A 16,272-nucleotide genomic window follows, 5' to 3' on the forward strand; every position below is an offset into this window, starting at 1 on the left:
TATTGTCATTTTAATGTTTTGAGTATTGATGCAAATTTAAACGTAATAATAAAACAGTTAGGTCAGGGAAAGGAACTTCTCGAGCCGCTAAGGAAGAGGATGCTTAGTCTAGCTAGGCTCCAAAATAAAAATAGGAAGACTCATGCAAAATGATGCACAAAACAGATCCAGCATCGTTGGTCTGTTACGTTATGTCTGGACAGAATGGATTTCGACTCTAGTCGTGTTGATCTTGCTTCTGCTTACATTAATTATCGGTACAGGGGAGATGATCCATGGGCAGTTGCTCCGTATGGGAGAGCGACTGTATGGTGACCCTGCAACAGGTATGCAGTACTCTTTTTTAAGGGCTGAGCCTGCCAAGCCTGAATGTGACCGTAACCCGAATGTCGATGCGTTGGTGAAAACTCAAATGCAAGCCAATGCAGCAGATGAGTTTGCTGATTTTTTTGGTACGGCATCTGAAAATGACGTTCGTTCGTCTATTTTAGCGGGTGTGCAGCAGTGTGAAGAAAAGTATCAATTTTATGATAAAGCCATGCAACATATGGAGAAGCATCCGAGTATTCGCGCCTATCGTAATTTTGAAACAAGCTTCTTCGGTATCTTTAAATTTGGTACTGAAAATCGCGCCATTTTGTTGATTTTTATGGTGGTTATAGCTGCGATTAGTGCGACGTTGAAAATTCATCATATTGGTCTACGCGGTCCTGCAACCAAGAAGGATTATCGTGTTTATAGCCTGATGATGAGCTTCGGTAATGGACTGTTAACCTACTCAAGTATCAGCCAATTCAATTCAGTGAAAAGTTCGGGAGTTCCAATGACCACCGAAACTGAACTGATTTATTGGATGTGGATGACGCTGTTCTCAATCCTGACATTGATCAGTGTTTTGCAATTGTTTAGTCCGCCAAAAGATGCCAAAGAGGGCGGTAGTCTTAGTTTCGCGTTCCTAAGCGTGCCTTTATATGCGTATATGGCGTTGATTACAGGTATCGCCTTTATCTTCTTTATGGACTACCCGATGGGTCAAGGTATCTATTTAGGGCAATTGGTCGAGTTTTCAAGTATTTTCCTGAATCTAGCGTTATTCATTTGGGCGGGTATGTTGTTGAAGCAAACCCGTGTCGTAGATTTATTCTTGAATATTTTACGCCCATGGAACTTAGCTCCTGAGACTTTAACATGGCTGATTTTAATCGCAGCAGCATTGCCTACAGCCTATACTGGCGCATCGGGGATCTTTGTCATTGCGGCAGGCGCGATTATTTATAAGGAAGTGTGGAACGCTGGCGGACGCCGTCAATTTGCCTTGGCTGCAACAGCAATGTCCGGTTCGCTTGGGGTGGTTTTACGTCCATGCTTATTGATTGTGGTTGTTGCATCGCTAAATAAAGAAGTGACCACGGATCTGCTTTATCAATATGGTATTTATACGTTCTTGCTGACATCTACGATGTTTTTAATTGTGTCGTTATTTTTTGCAGAACATAAGTTCCGTATTGCTCAAGCCAATGTGGCAGCGCCGCAGTCAGGACGTGCCTTCTTAGCCGTTATTCCTTATATTGTGATTTTCGTGCTGATCTGGATGTTCTATAAATATTTATTGAATACAGATTTAAATGAATTTACTGCACCAGTCATGATGCCTGTTATTCTGCTGATGATCGTTTTAGTGGATAAATTACGTCATCAGCCAGCACCATTGTCAGCAGTTGGGCATTGGGATGAAACACTAACAGCAAATTATAGTGCGAATGCTGAACCTGCTTTAGCCGGCGCACAGGTTGCACATGCAGAATACCGTGAAGGATTACATGGCAATAGCGCAGATGATGGGCAGGCTGCGAATCATACAGTGGCTCAATCCAGCTCTATGCAGATTCTACGTCAAGTTGGTTTTTGGAAGTCGATGCATATTTCGACCAGTGAAACCGTTGGACATATCGGTGCTTTGGTTATTTTGATGGCGCTTTCGGTAAGCGTTGGTGGATTGCTAGAGCGTACTGAAGTCATGAGTTTATTCCCAACTGATATCAGCAGTACTTTTTTGGTTATCACATTGATTGTCGGATTGATGGTCTTTGTGGGTATGATTATGGATCCGTTTGGCGCAGTTATTTTAATTTCTGCAACTATTGCTCCTGTAGCCTATCAATACGGTATTCATCCTGTGCATTTTTGGATGATTACACTCATTGGTTTTGAGCTAGGTTATGTTACGCCTCCAGTTGCATTGAACCACCTCTTGGCCCGACAGTCAATAGGGGATGCTGAAGTCAATGAAGCGGATGCTGAAGTTCGTCACTTGTCGTTTTATTACCGTTATGAACGTTGGATTTTGCCGCTGATTGTGCTGTTCCCTGCAATGTTGATTATTGCGTATCTGCCGTATTTCTTTAAGCTGTTTGGTTGGTATCAATAAATTAATTTTGAAGCATTAAAAAAGCACCTTCGGGTGCTTTTTTATTGAATAAGGGGCTGTGCATTTGATGGTAAATGGTTTGAATCTTTATGACTTTTTAAACTTATTTTGTAGGATTGGACTACAGAGCAAAATCGCTAAAAATATAAAAGCAAAGCCGAATAGGCTGTAAATGTCTGGCAGTTCCTGCCAAAGAACAAAGCCCCAAATACCTGCAAAAATAATCGTGATATAGTTCACGGGGCCAATTTGACCTGCGGGTGCGAGCTTATAGGCATTGGACATAAAAATTTGACTGATATTGGCCAAAAGTCCCGCTGTAATCAGAAAAGCTAACTCTTTTAAACTATAGGGACGCCAGAGCCAAAACATTGGGATCATGGAAATAAGTGTGCCAAAAAAGCAGAAATAAAACACAATGCGTTCAGGCGGTTCTGTTGCTGTAAGCGCACGGACAGTGACAAATGCCATGGCTGCCAAGAAGCTTGCGCTCAGTCCGATGAGTGATAACTGATTGAACATTCCTGCATCGGGCTTTGCGACGAAGAGCACGCCGATTAAACCAATGACTGCGGCAATGAGCATACTCAGGGTCATTTTTTCTTTTAAAAATAACCATGCAATTAAGGGGATAAAGATCGGTGAGGAATAGGTGAAGACCATGGCATTGGAGAGTTTTAAGTGTGCAATGGCATAAAAAAAGCCATACATTGCCACCAAGCCTACGATTGAACGCCATGTATGCATCCACAGTTTTTCAGTTCTAAAAAATGTGCTCCCTTTTTGCAGGATCAAAGGGAGAAAGATCAATGAGCCAACCGCATTTCGAAAAAATACGATGGTGGCATTATCTACCGTGTGAGATGCGTAGCGTATACAAACCCCCATGATGGAAAAAAGCAGCGCTGACAGCATGAGAAAGCCAATTGCTTTGGGGATGTTCTGTGGTGTAGTAGTGGACATAACAAAAAGGCTAGAAAATCTGATGATATTCTAGCCTATAAGTTTGTCAGGTGTGGCAAAAGTCGGTTATTTTGCTTGTTGTGCTAACTGTGCTTCGAGTAATTTAATTTGTTCTTCTTTCAGTTTAATCAGCTCATCTGCATCTGAATGCTGCTGTTTTAAGCTTTGTTCCTGATCATTCAATTGCTGTTGAATGTCATCTAATTTGGCAATTTCTTCTTTGGCTAAAGAGGCATTTTCAGGCACAGCTGCATCTAAAATGTCTTCTTCGACCAATTTAATGGTGTCAGTCTCTGCGGTAGGGACTGATGCTTCAGTTTCAGATTGGACAGGGACTGCAACAGGCGGTTTAGCCGGTGCAGCGACCATTTCTTCTTGAAGTACAGATTTATCAGCTGTACTGCTGCTTAACCATTGATATGCAAAAAAGATAGCAATCAATAACGTTAAGCCCCCAATGATTCCAACTAACAGTTTTGGATTATTTCTTTGATCTACTAGCATTATGTGACCTTAATTTTTATTTAGGCTGGCGCGGCTTAAATTGGATCACACCGATATCGTCTGGCACGGCAGGTTGTTCAGGTTGATCGACATGAGTCGGTCGATTTTCACTGTAACCACAATCAATGCATTCGATCCATTCGTCTTCGCCAGAGGTCAGCATGACAACCCGGTCCATCGCTTGGCATTTTGGACATTTTGCACCTGCAATGAAGCGTCGTTTAATGGTCATCATACTTACCTTGAATCTAACTAAGGTCACTAGTTTAAGCGTTTTTAGATGCGTTCGTCCAACCTTGATGACGCAGCAAAGCATCTATTTTTGGCTCGCGTCCACGGAAATTGATAAATGCGTCAAGTGCCGTATCTTTTCCGCCAACTGCTAGAATAAATTGTCTAAACGACTTGCCAGTCGAAGTATTAAAAATTCCTTCATTTTCGAATCGGTCGAAGGCATCACTTGCCAAAACCTCTGCCCATTTGTATGAATAATAACCAGCAGCGTAACCACCTGCAAAGATATGACTGAAACCATGTTGGAAACGGTTGTACGAAGTGGTGGGTGCAACTGCATATTTTTGACGAATATCATCTAAGGTTTGTTGGATGCCTGCAGCGTCCAAAGCAGGGTTGGCCTTATGGATATTTAAGTCAAACATGGCAAATTCAATTTGACGTAAAGTTTGCATCCCAGACTGGAAGAAACGTGCATCTTGCAGTGCTTTTAGCAGATCGGCTGGTAAAGTTTGTTTTGATTCGATATGTTCACTGAGTAAATCTAAACTTTCTTGATCCCAAGTCCAAAATTCCATGAATTGACTTGGTAGCTCTACTGCATCCCACGCCACGCCATGTGTACCAGCCACAGCAATATTATCGACTTCAGTGAGCATGTGATGTAAGCCATGACCAAATTCGTGGAACAGCGTTGTTACTTCATCATGGGTAAGTAAAGCAGCTTGCTCACCGACAGGTGGGGTAAAGTTGCAGACCATGTAGCAAATTGGTTTTTGCAGACCATTTTCAGTTTGCATGCGTGAACGGAAGCCGCTCATCCATGCGCCGCCACGTTTCCCACTTCGTGCATACAGGTCAAAGTAGAATCCGCCAATCACGCTGCCTTGATCTTCAAGTTCAAAGTAACGTGCATCGGGATGCCAAACAGGCGCTACACGCTCGATTACATTGATGCCATAGAGACGATTTACAATGCTGAACAAGCCTTGAATAATTTTAGGTGCAGGGAAGTAGGGCTTCAGGTCTTCTTGTGACAAATTAAACTGTTGAACTTTGAGTTTTTCTGAATAGAAAGTGGCATCCCACGGTTGTAACTCAGTGATACCGTCTTGCGCTGCAATGGCTTTCAGTTCAGCGATTTCTTTCTCTGCTGGAGCACGCGCATGTTCTGCCAGTTCAATCAGGAAATGATCTACAGTGGCCACATCGGGTGCCATTTTGCTTGCTAAAGACAATTCGGCATAGTTGTTAAAACCAAGTAGACTTGCCATTTCCTGACGTAGTTTCAAGATTTCTTCCATGACCGCTGTATTGTCAAATTCAGCAGCGTCTGCCTGATCAGAAGCACGTGTGGTATAGGCTTTATAGAGCGCTTCACGCACTTCACGGTCTTCTGCATAGGTCATAATGGCAATATAAGACGGGAAGTCGAGTGTGGCTACAGCCTGTTCGAGTTCGCGTTGCTGACCATATTGTTTCAGAAGTTCAATACTGCCTTGAGGTAGTCCTTTGAGCTGCGCTTCAGTTAAAGGTTTGAAGTAGGCTTGGGTGGCATCCAATACGTGGTTGGAAAAGTCTGATGATAATTGTGAAAGGCGTGCAGAGATTTCTGCATAGCGTTTTTTCGGTTCACCTTCTAAGGCTACGCCTGAAAGTTTAAAATCTCGTAACGCAAGTTTAATCGCACTTTGCTGTGCTGTAGGTAGGTCACTAAAAATAGGAGCATCGTGTAGATGCTGATAGGTTTGATATAACGGTGTATGTTGACCAAGTTGTGTGTAGTATTCACTTAAACTTGGTAATAAAGCCTGATGAACTTCACGTGTTTCGGCATTATTCATGACAGCATTGAGGTGCGAAAGCACGCCCCATGCTTCACTCATGTTATTTTCAAGGGTATCGACTTGTTCTAAAGTATTCAGTTGTTTTTGTACCGAATCTGGAACAACTGTCAGTTCATTTAGAAATTGTTGACCGTGTTGAATCGCATTTTGAATTTTTTCTTTGAGTTGATCTAAGGTAATTTGATCAAATTGAGGAACGGGCAATGTTGCCTTTTCTAATGTCATGTCGGTCTGCCGATTTATTTCCTGTGTTATTTGTAGAAGTAAGGCTTCTAGAAGGATAAATCAAGCCTTGGGTGCTATTTATTCGCTCTTGTTTCACCGTGGATAGATTGAATATCTTGGATGTAGGTGCCAAAGCGCCCCTCAATGACCGATAATTTTATGAATAGATTTTGATTTTTGTAGTGTTCATATTCATCTACATTGATTCGAAACATACCAGTAGAGTCATACGGTGTTTCAATAGAATAGTAGACACTTCCTTTTTTACCATGTTTTTTAACAGCGCTTGCTTCCAATGTCACCACAGTAGGTGTACCCAAAACTAGGGTATGAAGCAGAGGAGGATAGACAACTAGATTTAAGTAAAGAAACAGAATTACAAAAATAGGGAAGAGGAGTAAAAAATAGAATTTTGGCTTTTTTTGTACATTTGTCCATGTACGTGGAATGATCCATTGTCCGTATCTATGCAGAACATAAAAGTAGATCAAAACAGCCAAATAAATCAACGTTGCAACAATGAAGGCTGTGATTTTGACTTGATTTGTTGGGGTGAAGTCTATAAAAAAGAGAGCAATCAGTGCTGAAATACTAAGTACAAAGACTAAGCATATTACATATTCATGGTAATAGTATTTAGTAATTTTCTGTGATGTCATGATTTTTAAGTGGTTTATTTTTATAGAGATATATTAAATGAAAAAGAGCGCCGTAGCACTCTTTTTTATTTAGTAAAATTTACTCACCCTTTGCTTTGGCATTGGATTTTTTCTTTTTTACTTTTAACTTTTTCTTCACTTTATCTTTAGCCTTCGCTTCAGACTTTGTTGCAGATTTTTTAGCAGGTTTTTGGCTGTAGGAGCTGGGTTTTCCTTTGTCTTTTTTGCGTCGTATGGGCTGTTCTCCATCTTCAGCAACGTTGGTTTTACGCTCTGAAAAGACTTCTTCTTTGGCTGTGGGTTTTGCAACACGAGGGGCACGCGCGCGAATAGCACGGCCTGCATGGCTCAATTGTTGAATCAATTCAAAGTCGATTTTGCGCTCTTCTAGATTTACACCAGCAACTTTAATTTTCACTTCATCGCCGAGACTGAAAACTTGACCGCGAGATTGACCAATTAAGCTCTGACTTGGTTGGTCATAGACAAAGAAGTCATCACCCAATTGGCTGACGTGGATCATGCCATCAACATATAAGTCTTTGAGCGTTACAAACAGGCCAAATTCAGCAGTTGCACTGATGGTACCGACAAACTCTTCACCCAAATGCTGCTGCATGTAATGGCACTTCAACCATGTAGTGACAGAACGTGAAGCTTCATCAGCACGGCGCTCGGTCGCAGAGAAGTGTTCACCTGCATCATCCAGCGAAGCACCAGAAATTGGATAAGGTTTTTTCTTCAATTGTGCTTTGATGGCACGGTGAAGTAACAAGTCTGGATAACGACGGATTGGAGATGTGAAATGCGTATATGCTTCGTAAGCCAAGCCAAAGTGACCTGCATTGTTCGCGCCATAATAGGCTTGCATCATTGAGCGGAGTAAAACGGCATGAATGCTTGGAGCATCAATACGGTCTTTCGTGGCATCAATCACGGCTTGATAGTCAGCTTGAGTCGGCTGTTCAGGGAATGGAAGACCCAATAACTTCACAAAATCACGAACCTTTTGAATACGTGAGAACTCAGGTGGTTCATGCACACGGTACAGCATCGGAATTTCGTTTTTTAATGCATATTCTGCCGCTGCGACGTTTGCCAACAACATGCATTCTTCAATTAACTTATGTGCATCATTACGGCTACGCGGTAAGATTTCATTAATACCGCCAAGCTCATCAAAAGTCATATAAGTTTCAACGGTTTCAAATTCCATCGCGTGGCGTTCAGCACGTAAGCCTTTCAACACTTGATACAATTGGAATAGGGTATTGACCGATTTACGCACATCACGGTTTTCAGGAATGGCTTGACTATTACCCTCAAAATATTCGGCAACTTGGGTATAGGTCAAACGAGCTTTTGAATGCATCACACCCGGATAGAATTCAAACTTAGTGACACGACCCGCGCGAGATAAGTTTAAATCACAGACCATACATAAACGGTCTAGGTGTGGGTTCAAAGAACATAAACCATTCGACAGCGCCTCAGGCAACATCGGCAATACAAAATGAGGGAAGTACACCGATGTACCGCGCTCTTGAGCTTCGTCATCGAGTGGTTTACCCGGACGTACATAATGGCTGACATCGGCAATTGCCACCACAACACGATAACCACCACCCGGACGTTTTTCCGCATACACGGCATCATCGAAGTCGCGGGCATCTTCACCATCAATGGTGACAAGCGCTAAATCACGTAAGTCGACACGACCTTCACGGTCTTGTTCTGATGGCTCTTTAAAGCTGTCGGCTTCTTGTTGTACCGCTTCAGGGAATTCGTAAGGTAAACCAAACTCTAAAATGGTTTGCGGAATAATAATTTCAGTGTCTGCTTTATCTGCCATCGACTGAACAATATGACCTGTCGCAAATTCTTCTTTGGTTGGGTAGCTGTCAATCGCAATACGCACAGAGTCGCCGAGTTTGACTTTGGCATGCTCGATTAATTCTTTTTCTAAAGTAATCGGTTGGTGTGCATTGGGATTTGCCGGCTGAATAAAATATTCGCCTTCATACTCAGACACTTTACCAATAATTTCTTTGACACGATGCTGTAGAACTTCAGTAATAAAGCCCCATGCTTTGCCTTTACGGTCTACCGAAGTTTGGCGGACTTTAACACGGTCACCATTAAACACCTGACGTAACTCACGCTCAGGAAGTAAAAGGTCATCTTCACCGCTAATATTGGCTGTGCCTAAACCTTTTGAGTTGATATAAACCGTTGCTTCATGAGTCGGTTGCTCAGCTGCAAGCTGGAACTTAAATCCATCTTTCATCAACTGACCATCTCGAACCATCGCAATCAGACGATGACTCAGTGCATCAATACTTTTTTGATCGGCAATTTCAAAATGTTCTACAAGATCGGCATGCGACATTGCAGTTTTCAGTTGTTCAATCGTCTCTTGAATCAGAGTACGGCTTGGAATTGGATTGTCATAACGTTCGGCTTCAGCTTTTGCTTCAGGGTCGACCCAGTTTTTCATATGTATTTGGCTTCAAATCAGAAGATTAGGATTAGCATAAGTCATGCAAGCAGATACTGCACGCAATTGATTGCAATAAAGTGTTTTATGCCGATATTTTATAATGTTTAAAGCTGAAAAGTAGGGGATAGCAGCGCGTGCTGAACTAATTTTGCACTAATTTTTTGAAAATCGTTTAAAAAATATCTAATTGAGTAAAAAAATGAAAAAAATATAACGACTGTGCTTGCAGTCGTATCATGATCTTTGTATTATGGCGGCACGTTACGGTGAGATGGGTGAGTGGCTGAAACCACATCCCTGCTAAGGATGCATACGGGCAACTGTATCGAGGGTTCGAATCCCTCTCTCACCGCCACGATTTACTTATGTCGCGCTCATAGCTCAGCTGGATAGAGCACTTGGCTACGAACTAAGGGGTCGGGAGTTCGAATCTCTCTGAGCGCACCAATAAGTAAATCTGAAAACGTAGTCTTTTAAGACGACACAAGTTACGCGCTCATAGCTCAGCTGGATAGAGCACTTGGCTACGAACTAAGGGGTCGGGAGTTCGAATCTCTCTGAGCGCACCAACTTGAACAAATTACCGCACATGTTGCGGTTTTTTTGTGCTTGTGATTTATCGCTTTGATATAGCTGTCTTTTGTCTTTTGTCTTTTGTCTTTTGTCTTTTGTCTTTTGTCTTTTGTCTTTTGTCTTTTGCTTGGATTGTATAAAGCGTTCTTTTTCATAAGACGACCCATCAGTAAATTTGATTTTGCTTTCTTCCATAGATAACCTTTTTTTTCAGATGTTCATGGTGATGCAATTTTTTAAATCTAAGGCAAGGAAAAGTTGACTCATTTAAAGCCGTGATTCAATGATGGCGATATACTTGTTATCTATCTTGAGCATTTATAAGTGAGTACAGCTAACTTTAGATTCCAAACTTGTGATGCAAAAGCCCTTTAAAAAGTAAATTTGGATGATTTTTAGCGTGTTTAAAGGGTAATTGTTTATTTGATGTGCGTTTGGTTAAATTTATATGAAAAAGCTCTTAACAAAAAATAAAAATCACGTATAATGAGCCTCATCAAGACGTCGCGCTCATAGCTCAGCTGGATAGAGCACTTGGCTACGAACTAAGGGGTCGGGAGTTCGAATCTCTCTGAGCGCACCAACTTGATCAAGATTGAAAAACCGCACATGTTGCGGTTTTTTTTGTGTCTGAAATATAGCTAAAAACAATAAATTCAGTTCATCAATCAAGGTTCTAACTTAGCTTTTGTTTAACTTTGAGTGCAAAGACCGTATTTCCGCCTAAAGCCGGTAACATGTCGTGATACGGCATACTGCGCATAGCACGAAGTAAAAACGGTGCTTTGTCATCAATCTTCACCGCACTGGTCAATTGTAATAACGACCCTTGTTGTAAGGGGCGAATATGCATTGCACCTCGGACAAACTTTAAGTCCCCACCTGTTGCGGTATATTGATTTTGCAGTAAGTCGGGATAGTTAAAACGCATCTTAAAATCAAAGGGAATATTGATCACACCTAAACCCACCGAAATTTTATAGTCGGCATCCATCAGGTGCGGATTAATTTTCTGCACTTGCATATGTTTAACTTGTCTTGGAAATAAGTGCTTGAACGAAGACACATTAATCCAGCGCTGTAAGCTCGAAGGCTCTTGTGCATAATATTGAAAACTGGTGCTAAAGCGCATCAATTCATAATTTTGCCCAAAGGGAACGCGCTGCGCTGTCAAAATAAAGGACACAGGTTCTTTTGAGCTTTGACTTAATTGGGTGACTTTGTCGAGTTGAGAGGCATTTAATTTGAGTTCAGGTAATTGATTTGCAGCGAGAGTTTCGCTGCTAAAGGCTTTAAATCGGCGCTGTAATGATTCGAGTAAAAAACCATTGGTTCCCGCAGGAATCCCTAATTTGGCATCGGGTAAGGCATTTAATATTTTGCTAAACAAAAAACCTTTGGGCTGATTTAAATCGCCCCATTGGGTCACACTAATCAAGGTGTGTTGTGCATCTATCTCAAACCATTCAATTTTCCCTGCACCAAAGGGCACCGGTGCTTGTAGAACCAAACTATTAATACTGTTGTGATCAATTTGGTGCTGTATCACCACGGTTTCTTTAAAGTTTAAAACCGGAATTGGTGTCGGGATATGGATGCGATATTCAACTTGGCTGGTTGAACCTTGTTGTTGCAAAACCTCAGCAGATTTTAGCGTGGGAAATAAGCCTGCATAGTTTGGATAATTACTGAGTAATCTCGCCACATTTTTGCTGTTGGTTGGGACAACCACGGCGGCACTCTGAAATTTACCAACGACTTTTTGGCCTGCTTTCATCGAGGGTAGACTAATTTGCTGTGAAGGATGTGCGAAAATCACGATGTGATCACCGGCAAGATTTGCCAAGGCTTTGGCATTGCCATTAAACAAGTCCAAACTACTAGGGATCTGGGGTTGCCATTGAACGAATTTGGCCCAACTGGTCGATATGCTCAGTCCAGTCAGAAACACCAGCATCATGATTATTTTTGTTATCTGCATGTCACATCCTGCGTATGCAATCTTTTATTTGTTGCTGTTTTTAACGTATTTCTAGGTGTAAGGGAAGTAGTCAAGTGTTACAACCGACCATTAAAAAGCATGAAGCAAGTTTGAATTGTGGTGTAGTATTTAGCGCAATTCATTTTTAAATATTCATACGCTTATGTCTGAAAATCTACCTGCATTATCGCTGCGCTATTTTTTAAATCTAGAAGAATCACAGGATGGTTTTGCACTAGCTACTTTTGGCAAAAAGCAATTTACGCGTTTTTTAACGCCAGCCATTAGCCTTGGGATTATCATCTGGGGTTTTTACTTGGGTGTAGATGGCGTCGGTGCATACTATGTTGGTCTGGGTGCTTTCTTTTTACTCCTTCAAGGCATCATGCGTTATTGGTTTTTACCGATGATGTTTAAACGCCAGTTTGTAAAATACCAATTAGGCAAAAGTGAACAAGGTATTGATTTATTTCAAGACTATGCAGAAATTCATGCCAATGGTCGTAAGAATGTCTTTCATTATGCTGAAGTGACAAATTTTGCTGAAGGCAAATTGACTTATATGCTTGAGCTGAAAAATAAAACCGTGATTATTGTGCCGAAAAGTGCATTTAAAGATACTGCGGACCAAGCGATTTTTAGCAATACTTTTCAGCACTAAGACAATCTATTCATAACAAAAGAGGGAGTAGTATGCAGTCACGTCCATCTAAAATTGTTTGCGTCGGTCGTAGTTATGCAGATCATGCCAAAGAATTAGGCAATGCAATTCCTGACCGTCCTGTGCTTTTTATGAAGCCGCCAAGTGCATTAACCGCATTAGAGCAAGGCATCTCATGGAATCCTGCATGGGGCAGTTGCCACTATGAATGCGAATTAAGTTTACGTATTGATCGTCCTTTATCGGCTGAAACTGATCCTCTCAAAGCCTTAGAAGCAGTTGGAGCTGTGACTTTGGGCCTAGATCTGACCTTGCGTGATCTACAAGATGACTTAAAGAAAAAAGGTCAGCCGTGGGAACGCGCCAAAGCTTATGATGGTTCTTGCATCCTTGCGGATTGGGTCGATGTCCAAGAAGTGGTTCAAGATTGGAAAGATGTGCATTACACCTTGCATATCAATGATGAACTGCGTCAGAACGGTGATACCGCATTGCTGATTTTTGATGTGGGTACATTACTGGCCGATATTAGCCAAATATTTAGTCTTGAAGCGGGTGATGTGGTCATGACGGGTACGCCTGCGGGTGTCGCGGCACTACAGTCAGGTGAGCAGTTGAAAATGACCCTGAAAGGTAAAAATCAGGACTATGTTTGGACGACTTTTGTCAAATAATCTGTGAACGACATACAAAAAGGCTGCTTAATGCAGCCTTTTTTGATTGATCTATTCAGTACTGCTTGATGGTGGTGGCTCATTGGGTTGTAAAGGACCAGTGTCTTTCCATGTTTCATAGGTGTCGGCCATATGCTGTGAGTCGGTGTCTCCCAATGCACCTGCTTTGGCATACCATTGTCGTGCTTTTTCACCATCACGAATGTCATAATGATAATAATGTGCCATTTTCATTGCGGAGTCGGCATCTTGCCCTTGTTCTGCAGCATAGCTTAAATATTCGGCAGCTTTGTCGGGTGTAGACGAAGGATGTTCAGAAAAATAGTGTTGATTCCCCAAGATTTTGATCGCCTCGACATTCTTTTGTTTGGCGGCTTTTTCATACCAAATTTGCACTTGGTGTTTATCTTGAATTAAGCCTTTTCCAGTGTCGTACATCCACCCAACGGTATATTCAGCAGCAGGATCATGAGTCTTTTTTGCAAGGTCTAGCACCCAGTGTGCAAGGAAAATATTGCCATCTTGCTGCATCTTTCGAATCACTTGATCTGCATGCGGGTTTCCTTGGTAGGCTTGAGTCATCAACCATGCGAATGCGTCCGTAGTGCCTTGATCCGCAGCAGCTTTGTACCAATGTACACTTTGTTCGATATTTTGTTCTGTGCCCGTTCCACTGAGGTATAAATCACCCACTTTCATTTGTGCAGTCGCATCGCCCGTTTGAGCGGTTTTGAGTGCAGAATTAAATTCACGCTGTTCTTTGGAACTACAAGCCGTTAAAAATACGGCAGATAAACACAGCGCTAAAATGGTTTTTTTATTCATTCGAAATGGAGTCTTTATCATTCTTTGTGGATTTTTTGATCTTAGCGGATTGTTGAATCACTTTATAGAGATACTGTGGGCTAAATTTAAACAAATTTAGGGCTTTAAGGTAGATTTCCTAAACTGATCTGGGGTGCAAAGCATCCATTTTTTAAACATATTTATAAACGCCGAGGCATTGGCATAACCAAGTTCTAAAGCAATATTTTCGACGGTTTGACCTGCGTTGAGCATGGACATGGCTTTCATGACTTTGAGACGTTGTCGCCATTCATGCAGGGACATCCCAAGTTCTTTTTGACAATAACGCGCCAGAGTACGTTCCGTCATATTTATCCGCTTTGCCAATTGCTCAAGCGTGCTCTGATCTGCAGGATGTTGATGTAAATAATCAAGCAATTGTTTGAGGGCAGGGTGATCCGAATGCGGTAAATAACTACTGACCAGTTTGGCTTGATGCAGTTGATCTAAGATCACATGGAGTAAGCGTTGATATTCGGCCGTATTTTCCAGGAGATCGGCTTGTTGATGCAACAGACGCAAATGGCTGAATATCGCTGTAACTAAAGGTGAGCTGAGTAAAATCCCCGGTTGTTTCGGCAAGTGGGTGCATAGAGATTCATGTACATATAAGGTGCCATGTGAAACTGCAGTACGATTTAAACCACTGTGTTCTAAGTGTGGGGGAAGCCAGATGCCATAAGGTGGTGGGGTAATATAGTCTATCTGGTTGATGTTCACTTCCATTACGCCATTAAAGGCATAGACAAACTCGCCCCAAGCATGCCCATGGACGGGATAAACAGACAGTGCAGGATCGTCACGAAAACTGATCCACAGCGCTGCTTGAATTTCATCGTTAGTGGGAAGTTGTTGCAACTGCGTATGATCTGCACGAGCTTTATGACGCATGAGAAATTTTGCCTGAATAAGAAGATCACTTGTCTATTTTGAAGTATATATTTTATTTCTGACAGTTCTATAGTGTTGCTTGTCGTATTGTCGAGTAAAAAGTGTGGAACAGCGTAAGGCGCTAGATGCAAAAGCTTCTGGTCTGATGATTATTTTGTGCATGATTTTAGGGATTCAGCAGGTCATTTTGAAATTGGCCGCGGTTGATATTGCGCCGATCATGCAAATTGCCATTCGATCGGGTTTGGCTGCGCTGTTGGTTTTTCCACTGATTCGTCTTAAGCCGGGGACACATTTATATACTCGAGAATACTTGCTGCCGGGTATCTGGTTGGCGTTTTTATTTTCAGCCGAATTTATTTTAGTGGCAGAATCCCTGCACTATACCTCTGCATCACATACCGTTGTCTTGCTCTATACCGCACCGATATTCGTGGCACTAGGTTTACATTGGAAGTTGCCTGAAGAAAAGCTTACAGCGATCCAATGGGTCGGTATTTTTATTGCCTTTTCAGGTATTGTCCTGTCGTTTATGGGACGTGAAAGTAGCACTACAGTCAACACTCAAGCCCTGTTGGGTGATGCGATGGCATTACTTGCAGGGGTGATGTGGGCCTTGACCACCATTTCATTAAGACTCACCAAACTCTCTGATGCACCTCCAACTCAGACGCTGTTTTATCAGTTAGTCGGTGGTTGCGTGTTTTTATTACCCGTAGCATGGCTGACAGGACAAATGACTGTACATTGGACGGTGCTGTCCATCAGCAGCATGATTTTTCATGTGCTCATTATTTCATTTTTCAGCCTGATGTTGTGGTTTTGGCTGTTAAGTAAATATCTGGCCAATGGTCTGGGCGTTTTTTCATTCCTTACTCCAATCTTTGGTCTAGTCTTTGGCGTATTGATCTTAAACGAAACGATTGAATTGAACTTTATCTTGGGGACGGCCTTAGTAATGGTCGGGGTGATGACGGTAACTTTGCATCAGTGGTTGGCTAAACTGATGGGGCGTCAGCGTACTGCTATCTAACGCCGTGTATAAATAACTGATGTTACGCAGTAACATTAGAAGCGCAATTTGCTTCAAATAAAAGAACGATACGCGGCAACGTCATCCGCAAGTATTTGAGACAGGATTACATCTATTCAAAAATGTTTTTTGCGATACTTTGAATGCGTAGACGCTAGTGAACGAGTTTTGTCGGTGAGGTGCATTGCACCGCAAGATGGTTTCCTTGCGAAGCTTCGCTTCTCATTTTGCCAAAACAAAAGTACCTCCAGCC

General features: G+C 42.0%; 14 protein-coding genes and 4 tRNA genes. 8 read left to right on the forward strand and 10 right to left on the reverse strand.

Annotation, left to right across the window (positions count from 1 at the left end):
* Positions 1-142 precede the first annotated feature (142 nt).
* Positions 143-2,428 carry a TRAP transporter large permease subunit gene (locus FTU83_RS02625; protein WP_180105593.1) on the forward strand — a complete coding sequence of 762 codons (2,286 nt, stop codon included), beginning with the start codon at positions 143-145 and terminating at the stop codon, positions 2,426-2,428.
* Positions 2,429-2,515: 87 nt separating this feature from the next.
* Here the strand turns inward: FTU83_RS02625 and FTU83_RS02630 are convergent, their stop codons facing one another.
* From FTU83_RS02630 to rnr, 6 genes are all read right to left on the reverse strand, one after another.
* Positions 2,516-3,391: a DMT family transporter gene (locus FTU83_RS02630; protein ID WP_180003465.1), complete on the reverse strand. Its 876-nt coding sequence runs from the start codon at positions 3,389-3,391 to the stop codon at positions 2,516-2,518.
* A gap of 66 nt (positions 3,392-3,457) precedes the next feature.
* Complete coding sequence (locus FTU83_RS02635) at positions 3,458-3,895, reverse strand: hypothetical protein (protein ID WP_111885422.1); 438 nt, start codon at positions 3,893-3,895, stop codon at positions 3,458-3,460.
* 16 nt (positions 3,896-3,911) lie between these two features.
* Entirely contained in the window at positions 3,912-4,121 is a 210-nt protein-coding gene (locus FTU83_RS02640) for a YheV family putative zinc ribbon protein (protein WP_171256675.1), read from the reverse strand.
* Between the two features lie 40 nt (positions 4,122-4,161).
* Positions 4,162-6,201, reverse strand: coding sequence for a M3 family metallopeptidase (locus tag FTU83_RS02645; protein ID WP_180003466.1), 2,040 nt, complete (start codon positions 6,199-6,201; stop codon positions 4,162-4,164).
* Between the two features lie 74 nt (positions 6,202-6,275).
* Positions 6,276-6,860, reverse strand: a complete 585-nt coding sequence (locus FTU83_RS02650) for a hypothetical protein (protein WP_111885424.1) — start codon at positions 6,858-6,860, stop codon at positions 6,276-6,278.
* Between the two features lie 79 nt (positions 6,861-6,939).
* A complete protein-coding gene (rnr, locus tag FTU83_RS02655) occupies positions 6,940-9,357 on the reverse strand; it encodes a ribonuclease R (RefSeq protein ID WP_180003468.1) in 2,418 nt (805 codons plus the stop codon).
* Positions 9,358-9,625: 268 nt separating this feature from the next.
* Here rnr and FTU83_RS02660 point away from each other — a divergent pair.
* From FTU83_RS02660 to FTU83_RS02670, 3 genes are all read left to right on the forward strand, one after another.
* Positions 9,626-9,715, forward strand: a tRNA-Ser gene (locus FTU83_RS02660).
* A 15-nt stretch (positions 9,716-9,730) separates the two neighbouring features.
* Positions 9,731-9,807 (forward strand) — tRNA-Arg (locus tag FTU83_RS02665).
* A 45-nt stretch (positions 9,808-9,852) separates the two neighbouring features.
* A tRNA-Arg gene (locus tag FTU83_RS02670) sits at positions 9,853-9,929 on the forward strand.
* Here FTU83_RS02670 and FTU83_RS02675 read toward each other — a convergent pair.
* Positions 9,892-10,128 (reverse strand): hypothetical protein, encoded by a 237-nt coding sequence (locus FTU83_RS02675; protein WP_180124304.1) that lies wholly within the window; start codon positions 10,126-10,128, stop codon positions 9,892-9,894. The two genes, FTU83_RS02670 and FTU83_RS02675, sit on opposite strands and share 38 nt — an antisense overlap.
* A gap of 311 nt (positions 10,129-10,439) precedes the next feature.
* Here FTU83_RS02675 and FTU83_RS02680 point away from each other — a divergent pair.
* A tRNA-Arg gene (locus FTU83_RS02680) sits at positions 10,440-10,516 on the forward strand.
* Positions 10,517-10,609: 93 nt separating this feature from the next.
* On the opposite strand, the gene FTU83_RS02685 is transcribed toward FTU83_RS02680, so the two are convergent.
* On the reverse strand, positions 10,610-11,893 hold the full coding sequence (locus tag FTU83_RS02685; protein WP_373683038.1) for an SRPBCC family protein: 1,284 nt from the start codon (positions 11,891-11,893) through the stop codon (positions 10,610-10,612).
* A 184-nt stretch (positions 11,894-12,077) separates the two neighbouring features.
* Here FTU83_RS02685 and FTU83_RS02690 point away from each other — a divergent pair, with 184 nt between their 5' ends.
* Entirely contained in the window at positions 12,078-12,575 is a 498-nt protein-coding gene (locus tag FTU83_RS02690; protein ID WP_180003471.1) for a YcxB family protein, read from the forward strand.
* Between the two features lie 32 nt (positions 12,576-12,607).
* Entirely contained in the window at positions 12,608-13,249 is a 642-nt protein-coding gene (locus FTU83_RS02695; RefSeq protein ID WP_180003473.1) for a fumarylacetoacetate hydrolase family protein, read from the forward strand.
* A 51-nt stretch (positions 13,250-13,300) separates the two neighbouring features.
* Here FTU83_RS02695 and FTU83_RS02700 read toward each other — a convergent pair whose 3' ends face one another.
* Positions 13,301-14,074 carry a tetratricopeptide repeat protein gene (locus FTU83_RS02700; protein WP_180003475.1) on the reverse strand — a complete coding sequence of 258 codons (774 nt, stop codon included), beginning with the start codon at positions 14,072-14,074 and terminating at the stop codon, positions 13,301-13,303.
* A gap of 96 nt (positions 14,075-14,170) precedes the next feature.
* On the reverse strand, positions 14,171-14,986 hold the full coding sequence (locus FTU83_RS02705) for a helix-turn-helix domain-containing protein (protein WP_180003477.1): 816 nt from the start codon (positions 14,984-14,986) through the stop codon (positions 14,171-14,173).
* 103 nt (positions 14,987-15,089) lie between these two features.
* Between FTU83_RS02705 and FTU83_RS02710 the strand changes: the two genes are divergently transcribed.
* Positions 15,090-16,019, forward strand: a complete 930-nt coding sequence (locus FTU83_RS02710) for a DMT family transporter (protein WP_373683037.1) — start codon at positions 15,090-15,092, stop codon at positions 16,017-16,019.
* Positions 16,020-16,272: the final 253 nt, after the last annotated feature.

The sequence above is a fragment of the Acinetobacter sp. YH12152 genome (assembly GCF_013418285.1).
Lineage (GTDB): Bacteria > Pseudomonadota > Gammaproteobacteria > Pseudomonadales > Moraxellaceae > Acinetobacter > Acinetobacter amyesii.